This is a genomic window from Actinomadura terrae, assembly GCF_022751215.1.
Classification (GTDB): Bacteria; Actinomycetota; Actinomycetes; order Streptosporangiales; family Streptosporangiaceae; genus Spirillospora; species Spirillospora terrae.
Genome location: NZ_JAICDG010000002.1, coordinates 1820766 through 1835466, shown reverse-complemented (window position 1 = coordinate 1835466; position 14701 = coordinate 1820766). Strand labels below are relative to the sequence as shown.

Below are 14701 nucleotides of genomic sequence, written 5' to 3'. Positions count from 1 at the left end.
CTCGTCAGGGTTCGTAGCGGGCGGCGATCGCGACGGCCCGGTCGCGCAGGGAGGTGCGCAGCCACTCCGGGGACAGGGCCTCCGCGCTCACGCCGAGCTGCCACAGCGCCCACACGGCGTGCCGCGCGTCCTGGAAGGTCGCCTCTAGCCGCAGCCAGCCGCCCTCCTCCGTTTGCTCGGCGAGGACGGCGAGCGCGGTGTCCACCAGCTCCTTCCGCCGCGCCGGGTGCATCCGGAGCCGCACCGCGACCTGGTCGCCGCCGGTCCGGAACCGCGTGCTGCGCTCCTGCCAGGCCCGGTCGAGATCGACGTCGTCCGGACGCTCCGCGGGCTCGTCCAGTTCCTCGGCGGCCAGGAGTCGCGAGAGCCGGTAGGTGCGGTCCTCGCCGGACCGCACGGCCAGCAGGTAGCCCTGGCCGCGCGCGGTGACCAGGCCGAGCGGGTCGACCGTGCGCCACGTCGGGGTCTGGCCCGCGGGCGCGTACCGGATGCGCAGCCGGTGCCCGGCGAACACCGCGCGCCGGACCTCGCCGACCACGGCGTCGGGCACCTCCTCGGCGGGCGCGCGCCGCGAGAGCAGGTCGGTCTCCGGCTCGATGAGCAGCCGCCGCGCCGCCCCAGCCGCGATGTTCCGGTGGCCCTCGGGCAGGGCGTCCGCCACCTTGAGCATGGCCGAGGCGAGCGCGGAGCCGAGGCCGAACACCTGCGCGCCGCGTCGCGACCCGGCGACCAGCAGCGCGAGCGCCTCGTCGTGGTTCAGCCCGGTCAGCTCGGTCTGGAAGCCGGGCAGCAGCGCGAACCCGCCGTGCCGCCCGCGTTCGGCGTAGACGGGGACGCCGGCCGCCGACAGCGCCTCGATGTCGCGCAGGACGGTGCGGGTCGACACCTCCAGCTCGCGCGCCAGCCGGGCCGCCGACAGCCGGCCGTGCTGCCGCAGCAGCAGGACCAGCGAGACCAACCGATCGGCGCGCATGAGAGAACTCTACGAAATACACGACAGTGGATGTCGTATATGCCCTGCGAGGCTCTGACCTCGACATCAATCAGTCAAGGATGGAGCAGATATGGCTGTGGAGCGAACGACGGTCAACCCGTGGCCGTGGTCGGCGCAGTTGGGGTACAACCAGGGCGAGGTCGTCTCCGGGGCCGTCCGGACCCTGTACTGCTCCGGGCAGACCGCGATGAGCGACGAGGGCAAGCCCCAGCACGCCGGGGACATGGCGGCGCAGCTGGCGCTGGCCCTGGACAACCTGGAGGCCGTCCTCGGCGAGGCGGGCATGACGCTCGCCGACCTCGTCCGGCTCAACGTCTACACCACCGACGTCGACCTGCTGTTCGAGCACTACGGCGTGCTGGCCGGGCGGCTCGGCGCCGCCGGGGTCGCACCGACCACCACCATGCTCGGGGTGTCGCGGCTGGCGATCCCCGAGCTGATGGTCGAGCTCGAGGGCACCGCCGTCGAGTGATGATCGGCTAGGCGTCGCGGACGTGCAGGAGCAGGCCGCCGACCAGCAGTGCTGCGGCGGCCCATCCCGCGGTCGCGCCGAGGCCGGTCCAGGTGCCGTCGGGGCCCGCCGGCCCCATCCGCTGGAGCCACCGCAGGTCGCCGACGGCCCCGGCGAGGATCGGCGGGAGATAGAGCAGGGCGAGGACGGCACCGGCGCTGGACGCCGCGTCCCGCACGATGGCGGCGACGCCCAGGCCGAGCAGGGCGATCAGGACCAGGTAGAGGACCGACCCGGCGGCGGCACGCGGCGCCGGGTCGCCGTCCGGGGGCAGGACGAGCCGTCCGGCCGCCACCGCCCCGAGGACGGCGACGGTCCCGGCCACGGCCACGACGCCGGTGAGCGTGATCGCCTTCGCGGCGAGCACGGTGACCCGGCGCGGCGTCGCCGTCAGGGTGATGCGGATCATGCCGGTGCCGTACTCGCCGGAGAGCACCAGGACGGCGAGGACGGCCACCGGCGCCTGCCCGAGCCGCACCCCGATCAGGCTGAGCCCGGCCGCGTCGCCGCCGGTCGCGGACGTCGCCACCGAGGCCGCCCCGGCGCCGAGGGCCACCGTCGCGGCGATCGTGCCGAGCAGCAGCCAGCGGGGGGCGGCCACCGTGCGCAGTTTCGTCCATTCCGCATGCAGGGCCGCTCTCACGCGTCCCTCCTGTGGAGGAGGACGGCCGCCACGGCGAGGGCCGCCGCCGCGTACCCGGCCAGGACGCCGAGCCCGGCCCACGGCGGCAGCGGATAGTAGCCCTCGTACGGCGTGTAGATGCTCGCGACCTGGTCGTAGGGCACCAGCGTCTGCTGGACGGCGAACGCCGCCGCCGGGGTCACCCGGGCCAGCCAGTTCGCCGCGCTCGCGGGCATGAACGGGATCGCGACGAGGACGTGGGGCAGCACGATTCCCACGACGACGGCGGTGACCGCGCCCGGGCCGTGCCGGAGGACGGCGCCGACGGCGAGGGCCAGCACCGAGGCGGTCGCGAGCAGCGCCGCGACCCCGGTCACCACCCGCAGTTCGGTCGCGAACGTGACCGGGAAGATGTAGACGCCGCTCGCCCGCGCGAGCCGCACACCGAGCGGGACCGCGACGGCCGCCCCCGCCAGCCCGGCGACGAACGTGACGGTCCACAGCACGATCGCCTTGGCCAGCAGCACCCGGCCGCGTCGCGGACTGGCGGCGAGCGTGACGTGGATCAGCTTCCTGCGGTACTCGGCGGTGATGAACTGCGTCCCGACGACGGCCACCGCGACCAGCGCGGCGAACGCGCCGGTGAGGATCTCGCCGACGGTGCCGCCGGTCGGCAGGGTCTCGCGGACGGCGGGCGCGATGTCGCCCGCGCCGGTCACCGTCAACCGGCCGTCCTCTTCCGTCACGGAACCCGAAACGTTCTGCGGGTAGCCGGAGAAGGTGGGAGATCGCGGGCCGACCTGCTCGCCCTTCCAGTCGCCGTTCGCCCAGGTGCCCTGGACGTGGAGGTCCTCGAAGACGGCCGTCGACACGCTGCCGCTCGTGCCCATGCCCTGCACCACGGGCGGGGACGCGACAAACGGTCCGCCCTGCGCGGACGGTCCGAGCCCGTGCACGCGGACGGTGCCCACCCTGGTCCAGTGCGCGCCGTCGGCGGAGGCGAGGCCGGTGACCGTGTCGCCCGAGCGGTCCAGCCGCAGCCAGCGCGGGGACGCGCCGGACGGGCCCGGCATGTCGCCGGTGTAGGCGTCCTGCATCCGCACGCCGTGCCCGCCGGTCACCATGATCGCCGCGTAGGGCGATCCCGGCCGGGTGCCCGCCTTGATGATCAGCCCGGCCCTCGACCACGGCACGCTGCCGGGGCGCAGTTCGGCCAGGCCCTGGGGGAGGCTGCTGCGCAGCGCGGAGACGGAGGCGGTGACGCTGCCGTCCCCGGTCATCGGGCGGTGGACGAAGTAGAAGCTGTCGGTGACCGGGCTCCCGTCCGGCCCGATCGGGACGTCCGGCCCGCCGTCATCGGCGCTGCTGAGCCCGGTCAGCACGGCGATCAGCACCACCATCAGCGCCGCCGCCACCATGCCGCCCACCCAGCCCCGGACGGTCCGGAACTTGGTCCATTCCGCATGCAGCAGGCAGAGGAAGCCGCCGCGCGTCATCGCGGTTCCCCCGTGGAGGTCGCGGCGCGGAACTCGACCGCCTCGCGGGTGAGTTCGAGGTAGACGTCCTCCAAGGTGGCGCGGTGCGCGGAAATCTCGGAGAACGGCACCGCTTTCGCGCCGAGCAGCGCCACGATCCGATCGGCGGACAGCCCGGAGACCGTGACGGTGTCGCGCCCACTCGCCGCCACACTCGCCCCGGCATGGACGAGGGCCTGCATCGCTTGCGGGGCCGCCCTCGTCCGCAGCGTCACCCGGCCTGTGGAGACGGCAGCGATCAGGTCGGCCACGGCGGCGTCGGCGACGGCCCGGCCGCGTCCGGCCACGACGAGATGGTCGGCCACGTCCTGCATCTCGCCCATCAGGTGGCTGGAGACGAGCACGGCGCGGCCCTCGGCGGCCAGCGCCCGCAGGAACCCGCGCATCCACATGATGCCGTCGGGGTCCATGCCGTTGAACGGCTCATCCAGCATGAGGACCGGCGGGTCGCCGAGCAGCGCGGCGGCGATCCCGAGCCGCTGCCGCATGCCGAGCGAGTACGCGCCGCCCTTGCGGCGGGCCACCGGGGCGAGGCCGACCTGCTCGATCACCTGGTCGACGCGCCGCGCGGCGAGACCCTGGGCATGCGCGAGCCACAGCAGGTGGTCGCGCCCGCTGCGGCCGGGGTGCAGCGCCGCCGCGTCCAGCAGGGAACCGACATGGGTCAGCGGACGCCGGAGGGCGTGGTACGGCTTGCCGCCGATGAGCGCCGTGCCCGCCTCGACCGCGTCCAGGCCGAGGATCACGCGCATCGTCGTTGATTTCCCGGCCCCGTTCGGGCCGACGAAGCCGGTCACCACCCCCGGGCGGACGGAGAACGACATGCCGTCGAGGGCGAGGGCCGCGCCGTAGCGCTTGCGGAGGCCCGCGACGGTGATTCCGGTTGGATTCATGCCGACGGTTGTACGCGGTACCCGGTTTCACCCGGGTCGCAGCGACTGCGACCCGGTTGGAACCGGGCATCTGGCATCGTGCCCCGCATGGCATTCCAACCAGGCGGGCCTGGTGCGGAGCGGTGAGGGTCCTCGTCGTCGAGGACTTCGAGGTCCTCGCCCGCTCGCTCGGGGCCGGGCTGCGCCGCGAGGGCATGGCGGTCGACGTCGTCCTCGACGGGACGGCCGCGCTCGAACGCCTCGCGGTCACCCGCTACGAGGTGGTGATCCTCGACCGCGACCTGCCCGGCGTCCACGGCGACGAGATCTGCCGCCGCCTCGCCCACGACCGGCGGGAGGTCCGCGTGCTGATGCTCACCGCGTCCGGCACGATCGAGGACCGGGTCGGCGGGCTCGCCCTCGGCGCGGACGACTACCTGCCGAAGCCGTTCGCGTTCGCCGAGCTGGTCGCCCGCGTCCGCGCGCTGGCCCGCCGCGCCACCCCGCCGTTGCCGCCGGTGCTGACCTGCGGGGACATCACGCTCGACCCGGCCCGCCGGGTCGCGACGCGGGCCGGGCGGCCGCTTGCGCTGAGCCCCCGCGAGTTCGCGCTGCTCGAATGCCTGCTCGCCGTGCCGGGCCGCGTGCTGTCCGCCGAGGAACTGCTCGAACGCGTCTGGGACGAGGCGGCCGACCCGTTCAGCAGCGCGGTCAAGCACGCCATGCACCGGTTGCGGGCCAAGCTCGGCGACCCGCCCGTGATCGAGACCGTCCGCGAGGGCGGCTACCGCATCGGACCGGCGTGACCGCGCGGCGCCCGCTGCGGCACTCTCTCCGCACCCGGCTCGCGCTCGCCTACGCGGCGGGCATCTACGCGGCCGGGTTCCTCGTGGTCGTCATGGTCGCGGTGCCGCTGGCCAGCGTCGGGTCGACGACGCCCGAGGGCGCCGCGCCCGCACCGGCCGACGCCGGGGCGGGCGTCGGCCTCCCCCGCCTGCTCGCGGGTTCGGCCGTCGCCCTCGCCGTGCTGGTCCCGGTCGCGCTGGCCCTCGGCTGGTTCGTGGCCGGACGGTTCCTGCGTCCGCTGCGCGCCATCACCGCCACCGCCCAGGTGATCTCCGCCGGGGACCTGCACCGGCGCCTCGACCTCGGCGCACCGGTGGACGAGCTGACCGAGCTGGGCCGCACGCTCGACGACCTGTTCGCGCGCCTCCAGGCGTCCTTCGACGCGCAGCGCCACTTCGTCGCGAACGCCTCGCACGAGCTGCGCACGCCGCTCGCGGGCCTGCGCACCCTCCTGGAGGTCGCGCTCGCCGATCCGGACGCCGACGCCGCCACCCTCCGCGCGGTCTGCGAGGAGGCCCTCGACCTGGGCGGATACCAGGAGCGGCTCGTCCAGTCGCTGCTCGTCCTCGCGACCAGCGAGCGCGGCGTCACCTGCTGGGACGAGCTGGACCTCGCCGAGACGGCCGGGAAGGTGCTCGCCTCCCGGCGGGCCCGGGCGGCGGAGGCGGGCATCGAGATCACCGAGAGCCTGGCGCCCGCGACGTCGGCCGGGGACCCGAGGCTGGTCGAGAGCCTCGTCGCCAACCTCGTCGACAACGCCGTCCGCCACAACCACGCGGACGGGTGGGTGACGGTCACCACGCGGGCGTTCGGCGCGGAGGCGGCCGTCACCGTCGCCAACAGCGGGCCGGTCGTTCCCGAAGACCAGGTCGAGCGGCTCTTCCAGACCTTCCAGAAGGGGTCGCCCGACCGGCACGGCCACGGTCTCGGCCTCGCCATCGTCAACGCCGTCGCCCGGGCCCACCGCGCCGCCCTGACCGCCACCGCCCGCCCCGGGGGCGGCCTTTCGATCACGGTGCGGTTCACCAGGTAGCGGGGCCTGGGCAGCGCTGGTCAGGCGGGCGTCTCGGCGGTGGCGACCAGGACCGCGCGGCCGAGGATGTGGCCCGCGATCGTGAAGCCGAGGTAGGCGGGCGTGGCGTCGGCCGGGACGCCGAGGGACTCGACGTCGAGGGCGTGCACCACGACGTGGTAGCGGTGCGGGCCGTGCCCGGCGGGCGGGGCGGCGCCGATGTAGCGGGCGAGGCGGGCGTCGTTGGGCACCTGGAACGCGCCCCCAGGCAGGGCCGAGCCGGTGTCGTCGCCCGCGCCCTCCGGCAGTTCGGTGACGGACGCGGGGATGTCGGCGACCGCCCAGTGCCAGAACCCGGAGCCGGTGGGCGCGTCGGGGTCGTACACGGTGACGGCAAAGCTCTTGGTGCCGTCGGGGGCGCCGCTCCAGGAGAGCTGCGGGGAGACGTCCTTCCCGCCTGGGACGCCGGACGAGAGCTGCTCGGACGGCCAGGCGGCGCCGTCGGCGACGGACGCGCTGGTGACGGTGAAGGAGGCCGCCTCGGGAAGGCGGGCGAAGGGGTCGTTCATCGGGTCGTTCCTCTCAAGGGTCGTGCCGTCGGGGCGGCGGGCGATCTCGGTGGATCGCCCCGCCACCAGATCGACCATAACAGTAATAATCGATTATTTGCCAAATCGTCTATGCTGACGGCATGAGCCAGACGGCCGGAACCTCAGCCGCGTCCGGGAAGCGGATGCTCTCCGAGCAGGTCTACGCGCACCTGCGGAACGCGATCATGCGCGGGGAGCACGCCCCCGGCGCCCCCCTCAAACCGCACGAGCTCGCCAAGCAGCACGGCGTGAGCCTGGCCGTCGTGCGCGAGGCGCTGGTGCGGGTGGTCGGCGACGGCCTCGCCGACCGGCTGCCGAACCGCGGTTTCGCCGTCCCGTCCCACTCCGACCGCCGCTGGCAGGAGATCGCCGAGGCCCGCCGAACGATCGAGCCGGTCGTGCTGCGCATGTCGGTCGAACGCGGCGATCTCGACTGGGAGGCGCGCGTGCGGGCGGCCCACCACCGGCTGGCGCGCACGCCGGTCCACGCGTCCGACGGCGGCGAGTACTACACCGAGGAGTGGTCCGAGGCGCACCGCGTGTTCCACCGGACGCTGCTGGAGGGCTGCGGCAACCCCGTCCTGCTGGAGACGTTCGACCGCATGTGGACCGCGAGCGAGCTGGCCCGCCGCTGGTCGGCGCACCGCGACCCGGGCCGGGACGGGATCGCCGAGCACCGGCGGCTGGAGGAGGCGGCGCTGGCCCGCGACGCCGGCGCGGCGGCCGAGGTGCTGGCCCTGCACCTCACGCTGACGGCGGCCGGGCTGACCGGGTAGGGGGCGCCGGGTCAGCCCGGGACGCGGCCGAAGACCCGGCTGCCCGGGGCGGCGGGGTCGTCCCCGGCCCAGAACTCGTACCAGTGGGCGGCGAACTCCTCGCGGGAGATCACGCCGTCGCCGTCGGTGTCGAGCAGGGCGAAGGTGTCGGCGACGTCGGTGGGGCCGCCCTGCCACGCCTCGATCATCTGGCGGTACTCCGCCGGGGAGATGCGGCCGTCGCCGTTCTCGTCCACGGCCTCGAACATGAGCGCGGCGGTCGTGGTGACCGCCTCGGACATGGTCGTGAGCAGGTCGACGACGGTCAGCACGTCCTCGATCGCGACCGCGTCGGGGGTGCGGGAGTGCGCGGCGAGCGTCGTCCACCAGCCGCGCATGGCCGCCAGCAGGTGTTCCTCGTCGCCCGCCACGCGGGTCGCCGCCCACCGGCGGGCGAGGGCCTCGAAGTCGCCCGCGCGGAGGGTGCCGTCGCCGTCGCGGTCGAGGGCGTCGAAGACCAGCCGGACCTTGTCTCGCTGAAAGGGGGTCGCCACCTTTCCGTGGTCCCCGTATCACCGAGAGGCAACACTGCCCTCACGGTCCCCTTGGCCTGGTCGAAAAGTAATGTCTTGGTGGCTTTGCGGTCGTAGCCACAGGCCGGTGAGGACCGCGCCGACCAGCGTGACGGCCCCGGCCGTGAGGAATGCGCTGTCGAGCCCGGACCCGAACGACGCGCCGCCCGACTCCCGCGCGCGGACGACCGCGCCGAGCACCGCCACGCCCAGCACCGCGCCGATCTGCCGGGTGGTGCTGCTGACGCCGGACGCGAGCCCGCCCTCGCGCGGGCCGGCCGCCTGGATGGCGGCTCCGGTCAGCGGCGACATCGTCAGCGCGAACCCGACGCCGACGACGGCCAGCCGCCACCACACGTTCGCGTAGGGGGTGTGCGCGTGCGCGAAACCCATGGCCAGCAGGCCCAGCCCGGCCAGCACCAGGCCGACCGTGACGACGATCCGGAAGCCGTACCTGGCCGCCAGCCGGCCCGCGAACGGGCTGACGACCACCATCGCGAGCGTGCTGGGCAGCGTCTGGAGCCCGGCGCGCAGGATCGAGCTCCCCTGGACGTACACGAAGAACTGGGAGAAGAAGAACGCCGAGCCCATGAGCGCGAAGCCGACGACGACCATCGCGGTATTGGAGACGGTGAACAGCCGCTGCCGGAACAGCCGCAGCGGCAGCATCGGCGCCGCGGTGCGCGCCTCGACGGCGACGAAGACGGCGAGGAGCACGGCCCCGGCGACGAAGGAGCCCAGGATCAGGGGCGAGGTCCAGCCCCGGGAGCCGCCCTCGATCAGCCCGTAGGTCAGCACGCCCACGCCGAGGACGGACAGGACCGTCCCCGGGACGTCGATCGCCGGCGCGCCCGGGTTGCGCGACTCCCCCAGGACGCGCAGACCGGCCGCGAGCAGCACCGCGCCGATCGGAACATTGACGAGGAAAATGGCGGGCCAGCTGAAGGCGTCCACCAGAATTCCACCGGCCAGCGGCCCGGCGGCAAGGCCGATTCCGCTGAATCCGGCCCACAATCCGATCGCCCTCACCCGTTCCTGCGGGACGGGATAAGCGGTGGCGAGCAGGGCCAGTGAAGCGGGGCTCAGCGCGGCGGCGCCGACGCCCTGGAGCACCCGTCCGGCGATCAGCCAGCCGAGCGAGGGCGCGACCGAGCACAGCACGGACGCGGCCGTGAACACCGCGACACCCGCGAGGAACACGCGCCTGCGGCCGAAGCGGTCGGCGAACACGCCGCCGGACAGCAGCAGCATCGCGACCAGCAGGACGTAGGAGTCGACGATCCATTGCAGGCCGCTCAACCCCGTGTGCAACCGCTCCCGCATATCGGGCAGCGCCGCGCCGACGATCGTGCTGTCGAGCAGCACCATGAACTGGCCCAGGCAGGCGACGGCCAACAGTACGGCCCGTTTCGAGCTTATTCCTCCGCCAGTGGACGATGCGTTTTCGGGTGCGGACAACGCTGTTCCCTTCGTGAGGCGGGATGCCGTCCGGCAAAGATAGTTCGATAATCTCGTACTGTCGAACCATAGGGTATCGTCGGGGCATGCGACTGCTACCCGAGCCCGCGCGCGAGTCGATGACGCTGCCGTCGGTGCTGCACGCGCTCGGCGATCCGGTACGGCTGGAGCTCGTGCGGCGCGCCTGGACCAGCCCCGACTCGCACTGCGCCGCGCTCGCCGAGGGCATGAACGTGCCGCTGTCCACGATGACCAACCACTGGCGGATCCTCCGCGAGGCCGGGCTGATCAGCATGGCCGTCGACGGGCGGCACCGGCGCATCCGGCCGCGCTACGGCGATCTCGGCGACCGCTTCCCGGGCCTGCTCGACCCGATCCTGAGCCTCGGCGCGGACGAGGCGTCCGCGAGCGGCGCGGCGTAACGCGCGCTCCGATTTACGGGCGTTACGAGAGTTCGGCGAGTTCGTTCAGGATGGCCTGGCCGGCGGCGCGGTGCTCGGCGGCGGCGGCCGGGTCGCTCTCGGCGAGGACGGCGGCGATGCCCTCGTGGGCCTGCGCCTCCTTGTGCCGGTAGCCGACCCTCGGGGCCAGATCGAGCGCCTCGCGGTGCAGGCGGAGCGCCTCGTCGGGCAGGCCCGCCAGGCGGCACGTCTCCCCGTAGCTGTCGAGGAAGTGCAGCTTCCAGTGCTCCTCGAACAGCTCCTCCAGCAGCGCGAACGCCTGCCGGTGGCTGGCGAGCGCCTCCTCGTGGCGGCCCATCTGGCGCAGCGCCACGCCGAGGCAGTTGAGGCACCACGCCTCGTTGTGCTTGTGCCCGTCCTCGCGGGCCAGCTCCAGGGCCTGGCGCAGGTGCTCGGACGCCTCGTCCGGACGCTCCTGGGCGATGGCCACGCCGAGGGTGATCCGGGCGGTGAGCGTGGGCGGCCAGGCGGGGTCGTCGTGCGGGACCTCCAGCGCCTCGCGGGCCAGCCGCGCCGCCTCGTCGAGGTGCCCGAGCTGGAGCATCGCCCACGCCTCGTAGGCGATCGCGTGGGTCCGGCCCGCCGGGCACCCGGCGGCGTCGTACAGCTCGCCCGCCCGCCGGAACAGGCCGAGCGGCTCCTCGACGCGCCCCTCGTCCCACCGCAGGTAGCCGAGGCGCATGGTCAGCTCGGCCTCCGTCCAGGCGTCCCCCGCCTTCGACACCAGCGGCGCCGCCGCGTCGTAGGCGGCGCCCGCCTCGGCCATCCGGCCCGCGTTGTAGCGGGCGAAGCCCAGGTCGCTGTGCGCGTCGGCCAGCATCTGAGGGTCGCCGAGGCGCCGCGCGGCGACCAGCGAGCGCTCGAACAGGACGTTGAGGTGCGTGGTGCCGCAGCGCCGCGCGAAGAACGCGCGCATGGCGCGCGGCAGCTCGCAGACGTGCCGGTCGGCCCCGGCGGCGACCGCCGTCTCGAAGACGGCCATCAGGTTCGTGTACTCGGTGCCGAACCAGAACAGCGCCGCGTGCTTGCCGGCGAATCGGGGCAGGTCGGCTGGTGGGTGGCTCACGGAGACCGCACGGCCGGGCAGCGCGTGCGACATCACGGCGTCGGCTGCCGCCGCCGCGTGCACGTAGTAGTCCAGGACGCGGTGGATCGCGCGTTCGGTCTCCGCCGGTCCGTCCTGCTCGTCGGCGGCGCGGCGCGCGTGCTGGCGCACCAGGTCGTGCAGCCGGTAGCGGCCGGCCGCCGGCTGCTGGACGAGGTGCGCGTCCAGCAGGTCCTCCAGCATCTCGCGGGCATCGCGCACCGGCACGGCCGCGAGCGCCGCCGCGACGTACTCGTCGAAGGACGAGCCGGGCACCAGCCCGAGCAGCCGGAAGAAGCGGCGCCGCGTCCGGTCGAGCTGCCGGACCGACATCGCGAACGCCGTGTCGAACTCGCTCGCGCCCTCCGCCAGCCGCTCGACGAGGACGCCGACCGTCCAGCCGGGCCGGTGCCGGAGCCGCGCGGCGGCCAGCCGCAGCGCGAGCGGCAGGTGCCCGCACAGCCGCAGCACCTCGGCGGCCGCCTCGGGATCGCGGGCCAGCCGCCCGCCGGACCCGCCCGGGTCGCCGCTGGCGCGGGCCAGCAGCTCGGCGCTCTCCTTCGGGGACAGCACGTCCAGCGAAACCGGGGGCACCTCGTCCAGCCCCAGCAGGCGGTTGCGGCTGGTCACCAGGGCGACGGACGGTCCGGCGCCGGGGAGCAGCAGCCGGACCTGCTCGGCGTCGGAGGCGTTGTCGAGCACCACGACGGCCCGCCGGTGCGCCAGCTCGGAGCGCCAGCACGCGGCCAGCGGCTCGATGCCGCCCTCCTGCGGGATCTTCTCGGACGGGACGTCGAGGGCGGCGAGCAGCGTCCGCAGCGCGGGATCGGGGTCGAGCGGCTCGCGTCCGGCGGTGAAGCCGTGCAGGTCGATGTAGAGCTGGGCGTCGGGGTAGTCGGAGGCGAGCCGGTGCGCGGCGTGCACCGCGAGGCAGGTCTTGCCGACGCCCGCCATGCCGTCGAGCGCGACCACCCGGCTCGCGTCCACGGCGGCGAGGACGGCGGCCAGCTCGGCCTCGCGCCCGGTGAAGTCGGGCACGTCGCGCGGCAGGTCGTTGCGGGGCGGACGCGGCGCGCCCGCGGGCGGCGACGGCGGCTGGACCTGGCGGCTCGTCTTCGGCGGCGCGGGCAGCGGGTTCGCCGCGCGCTCCCACAGCGGCCGCAGCGGGCGCGGATCGCGCTGGACGAGGCGGCACAGCGCGATCACCGCGGGCCAGGGCGGCACGGTCTGGCCGCTCAGGTAGCGCGACAGCGACGACGAGCTGAGGCCGGCGTCGCGCGCGAGCGCACGGACGCCGCGCTCGGACACCTCCTGGAGCAGGCGCAGCCGGGCGGCCAGCTCGTCCCGGGGGTCGTCGCGCGGGCCGGTCTGCGGCATCCGGTGTTCCACAGCCATCCGCCCCGGCCTCCCTGTCCCGTCCCGCTACAACTCTTCTAGATAGATTAGCCCTGTTCAGAGGTGTTTCGACTGTCCCAGGGTGTCCCACGGGCATCGGCAGGGGCGGCCCGTCCCGCTGTGATGGAGCCATGCCCCGAGGGAATGGGGCAGCCGATCACGAAGGAGAAACCCGCGATGCAGTCCCGGATGCAGAACCCCGCCGCCGTCCTGACCGGTGCGATGCAGCCCATCCAGCAGCTGTTCAAGGCCGCGCACTCCGGCGGGGTGGAGCAGCAGACGCTGGAGCTGGTGCACCTGCGGGCCAGCCAGATCAACGGGTGCAGCGCCTGCGTCGACAGCGGCGCCAAGTCGGCGCGCAAGGCGGGCGTGAGCGAGGACCGGCTGGCCGCGGTCGCCGCCTGGCGCGAGGCGCCCTACTTCACCGACGAGGAGCGGGCGGCGCTGGCCCTGGCCGAGGCCGCGACGCGGCTGGCCGACCGTCCGGACGCGGTGGACGACGAGACCTGGGACGCCGCCGCCACCTACTACGACGAGAAGCAGCTCGCCGCGATCGTCCTGATGATCGCGCTCACCAACCTGTTCAACCGGCTCAACGCCACCACCCGGCAGATCGCCGGGGCCTGGGGATAGACCGGACCTTGAGGGGCGGCCCTCCGCCGAGGGCCCGCCGTTCGACGAGCCGTTCGACGAGACACGCCAGAGAGGGAGATTTCCATATGAGCGAGGCACGCAAGGCCACCACGGGCGACGCCGCCGCGTCCGAGAAGAACTTCGACGGGTTCTCCGACGACGAGCGGGCCGCGATGAAGGAGCACGCCAAGGAGCTGAAGAAGGCCGCGCGCCGCAGCTCGTCCCTGGCCAAGGCGAGGGAGGAGGGGGAGCGCGACGTCCGCGAGAAGATCGCCGAGATGCCGGACGCGGACCGGGTCCTCGCCGAGCGGCTGCACGAGATCATCGCCTCGGTCGCGCCGGACCTCGTGCCGAGGACCTGGTACGGGATGCCCGCCTACGCCAAGGACGGCAAGGTGCTCTGCTTCTTCCAGAGCGCGCAGAAGTTCAAGTCGCGGTACGCGACGCTCGGCTTCAGCGACGTGGCCGCCCTCGACGACGGCACGCTGTGGCCGACCACCTACGCGTTGACGGAGCTGAACGCCGCGAACGAGGCCGTGGTCAGCGACCTGGTGAAGCGCGCGGTGGGCTGACCCCTCAATCGAACAGCCGGGCCCACCATCGGCGCCGTTTCACAGCGGCCCCGGTGGTGGGCCCGGCTGCGGTTTGGGCTCTGCGGCCCCAGGGTAAACGTGTGTCCCCCGTCTCCCGCTACTCGGAAAAAGCTGTGTGATCGTTAACGCTATCGAATGTATGATCGATAGATATCGGGAAGGATTAGTGCCAAGACCCGCTCGGCCCGCACGCCGGGCCGGCGGACCTTCGACGTAAGGGCGGACACACCGATGTCGTTCTCACCCGAGGTGCTCCCTGCCGCCGTCAACGCGATCGCCAACTCCCCGTCCCGGCAACGTCCCGTCGTCATGATCACCTGTGGTGCCGACGGGCTGCCGCAGGTCTGCGTCCCGGACTGGGGCGAGCTGCGCGCCGTGGGCGACCGGCACCTGCGGGTGTCGGTCTGGCCGACCGACCCCACCGCGATCAACCTGGACCGTGCCGCGCCCGTGCTGCTGGTCGTCACCGCCCTGTCCGACGTCTACCTCGTCCACGCCACGGCCCGCCGGCTCGCCGACGCGGCCATGGTGTGGGCCCACTACGAACTCACGATCACCTCGGCGCGGATCGCCGACCGGGGCACCACCCCGCGCCTCGTCCCCGACCACGACACCCCGACCGAGTTCCCGGCGCAGCGCCTGCCGCGGGCCCGCGACATGCTCGGCGGGAAGGTCACGGCGCTCCGCACCCATCGCCGCGACCCCGGCCACTACCGCGGTGACCTGGGCGATCTCCGGCTCTGACCGGAGGCCGCACGACCGGAACGA

At 73.9% G+C, this 14701-nt stretch carries 16 protein-coding genes; 8 read left to right on the top strand and 8 right to left on the bottom strand.

Annotation, left to right across the window (positions count from 1 at the left end; translation table 11 throughout):
• Positions 1 to 4 precede the first annotated feature (4 nt).
• Positions 5 to 973 carry a helix-turn-helix transcriptional regulator gene (locus K2F47_RS18395; RefSeq protein WP_242905138.1) on the bottom strand — a complete coding sequence of 323 codons (969 nt, stop codon included), beginning with the start codon at positions 971 to 973 and terminating at the stop codon, positions 5 to 7.
• 97 nt (positions 974 to 1070) lie between these two features.
• On the opposite strand from K2F47_RS18395, the gene K2F47_RS18390 reads away from it, so the two are divergent.
• A complete protein-coding gene (locus tag K2F47_RS18390) occupies positions 1071 to 1466 on the top strand; it encodes a RidA family protein (RefSeq protein ID WP_242906005.1) in 396 nt (131 codons plus the stop codon).
• 7 nt (positions 1467 to 1473) lie between these two features.
• On the opposite strand, the gene K2F47_RS18385 is transcribed toward K2F47_RS18390, so the two are convergent.
• From K2F47_RS18385 to K2F47_RS18375, 3 genes are read right to left on the bottom strand one after another with little or no spacing between them, the layout of a single operon-like run.
• Complete coding sequence (locus K2F47_RS18385; protein WP_242905130.1) at positions 1474 to 2148, bottom strand: ABC transporter permease subunit; 675 nt, start codon at positions 2146 to 2148, stop codon at positions 1474 to 1476.
• Positions 2145 to 3623 carry an ABC transporter permease subunit gene (locus K2F47_RS18380; RefSeq protein WP_242905128.1) on the bottom strand — a complete coding sequence of 493 codons (1479 nt, stop codon included), beginning with the start codon at positions 3621 to 3623 and terminating at the stop codon, positions 2145 to 2147. Before K2F47_RS18380 ends, K2F47_RS18385 begins: the two co-directional genes overlap by 4 nt.
• A complete protein-coding gene (locus K2F47_RS18375) occupies positions 3620 to 4555 on the bottom strand; it encodes an ATP-binding cassette domain-containing protein (RefSeq protein ID WP_242905126.1) in 936 nt (311 codons plus the stop codon). Before K2F47_RS18375 ends, K2F47_RS18380 begins: the two co-directional genes overlap by 4 nt.
• A 122-nt stretch (positions 4556 to 4677) precedes the next feature.
• Here K2F47_RS18375 and K2F47_RS18370 point away from each other — a divergent pair, with 122 nt between their 5' ends.
• Both K2F47_RS18370 and K2F47_RS18365 read left to right on the top strand, forming a co-directional pair.
• Positions 4678 to 5340, top strand: coding sequence for a response regulator transcription factor (locus K2F47_RS18370; RefSeq protein ID WP_242905118.1), 663 nt, complete (start codon positions 4678 to 4680; stop codon positions 5338 to 5340).
• Entirely contained in the window at positions 5337 to 6413 is a 1077-nt protein-coding gene (locus tag K2F47_RS18365; protein ID WP_242905116.1) for a sensor histidine kinase, read from the top strand. The genes K2F47_RS18370 and K2F47_RS18365 overlap by 4 nt, the downstream gene beginning before the upstream one ends.
• A 20-nt stretch (positions 6414 to 6433) precedes the next feature.
• Here K2F47_RS18365 and K2F47_RS18360 read toward each other — a convergent pair whose 3' ends face one another.
• Positions 6434 to 6961, bottom strand: a complete 528-nt coding sequence (locus K2F47_RS18360) for a YbhB/YbcL family Raf kinase inhibitor-like protein (RefSeq protein ID WP_242906003.1) — start codon at positions 6959 to 6961, stop codon at positions 6434 to 6436.
• Positions 6962 to 7083: 122 nt separating this feature from the next.
• On the opposite strand from K2F47_RS18360, the gene K2F47_RS18355 reads away from it, so the two are divergent.
• Positions 7084 to 7758 carry a GntR family transcriptional regulator gene (locus K2F47_RS18355; protein WP_242905114.1) on the top strand — a complete coding sequence of 225 codons (675 nt, stop codon included), beginning with the start codon at positions 7084 to 7086 and terminating at the stop codon, positions 7756 to 7758.
• Between the two features lie 11 nt (positions 7759 to 7769).
• On the opposite strand, the gene K2F47_RS18350 is transcribed toward K2F47_RS18355, so the two are convergent.
• Positions 7770 to 8291 carry an EF-hand domain-containing protein gene (locus tag K2F47_RS18350; RefSeq protein WP_242905112.1) on the bottom strand — a complete coding sequence of 174 codons (522 nt, stop codon included), beginning with the start codon at positions 8289 to 8291 and terminating at the stop codon, positions 7770 to 7772.
• Positions 8292 to 8309: 18 nt separating this feature from the next.
• Positions 8310 to 9704, bottom strand: coding sequence for a DHA2 family efflux MFS transporter permease subunit (locus tag K2F47_RS18345; RefSeq protein ID WP_242905109.1), 1395 nt, complete (start codon positions 9702 to 9704; stop codon positions 8310 to 8312).
• A gap of 149 nt (positions 9705 to 9853) precedes the next feature.
• Between K2F47_RS18345 and K2F47_RS18340 the strand changes: the two genes are divergently transcribed.
• A complete protein-coding gene (locus tag K2F47_RS18340) occupies positions 9854 to 10189 on the top strand; it encodes an ArsR/SmtB family transcription factor (protein WP_242905098.1) in 336 nt (111 codons plus the stop codon).
• A gap of 22 nt (positions 10190 to 10211) precedes the next feature.
• Here the strand turns inward: K2F47_RS18340 and K2F47_RS18335 are convergent, their stop codons facing one another.
• Positions 10212 to 12707: a tetratricopeptide repeat protein gene (locus K2F47_RS18335; protein WP_242905096.1), complete on the bottom strand. Its 2496-nt coding sequence runs from the start codon at positions 12705 to 12707 to the stop codon at positions 10212 to 10214.
• A gap of 177 nt (positions 12708 to 12884) precedes the next feature.
• Here K2F47_RS18335 and K2F47_RS18330 point away from each other — a divergent pair, with 177 nt between their 5' ends.
• The 3 genes from K2F47_RS18330 (at position 12885) to K2F47_RS18320 (ending at position 14677) form a co-directional block, all read left to right on the top strand.
• Positions 12885 to 13340 carry a carboxymuconolactone decarboxylase family protein gene (locus K2F47_RS18330; protein ID WP_242905095.1) on the top strand — a complete coding sequence of 152 codons (456 nt, stop codon included), beginning with the start codon at positions 12885 to 12887 and terminating at the stop codon, positions 13338 to 13340.
• 86 nt (positions 13341 to 13426) lie between these two features.
• Positions 13427 to 13912 (top strand): iron chaperone, encoded by a 486-nt coding sequence (locus K2F47_RS18325; protein WP_242905094.1) that lies wholly within the window; start codon positions 13427 to 13429, stop codon positions 13910 to 13912.
• A gap of 252 nt (positions 13913 to 14164) precedes the next feature.
• Positions 14165 to 14677 (top strand): hypothetical protein, encoded by a 513-nt coding sequence (locus K2F47_RS18320; protein ID WP_242905093.1) that lies wholly within the window; start codon positions 14165 to 14167, stop codon positions 14675 to 14677.
• The last annotated feature ends 24 nt before the right edge of the window (positions 14678 to 14701 follow it).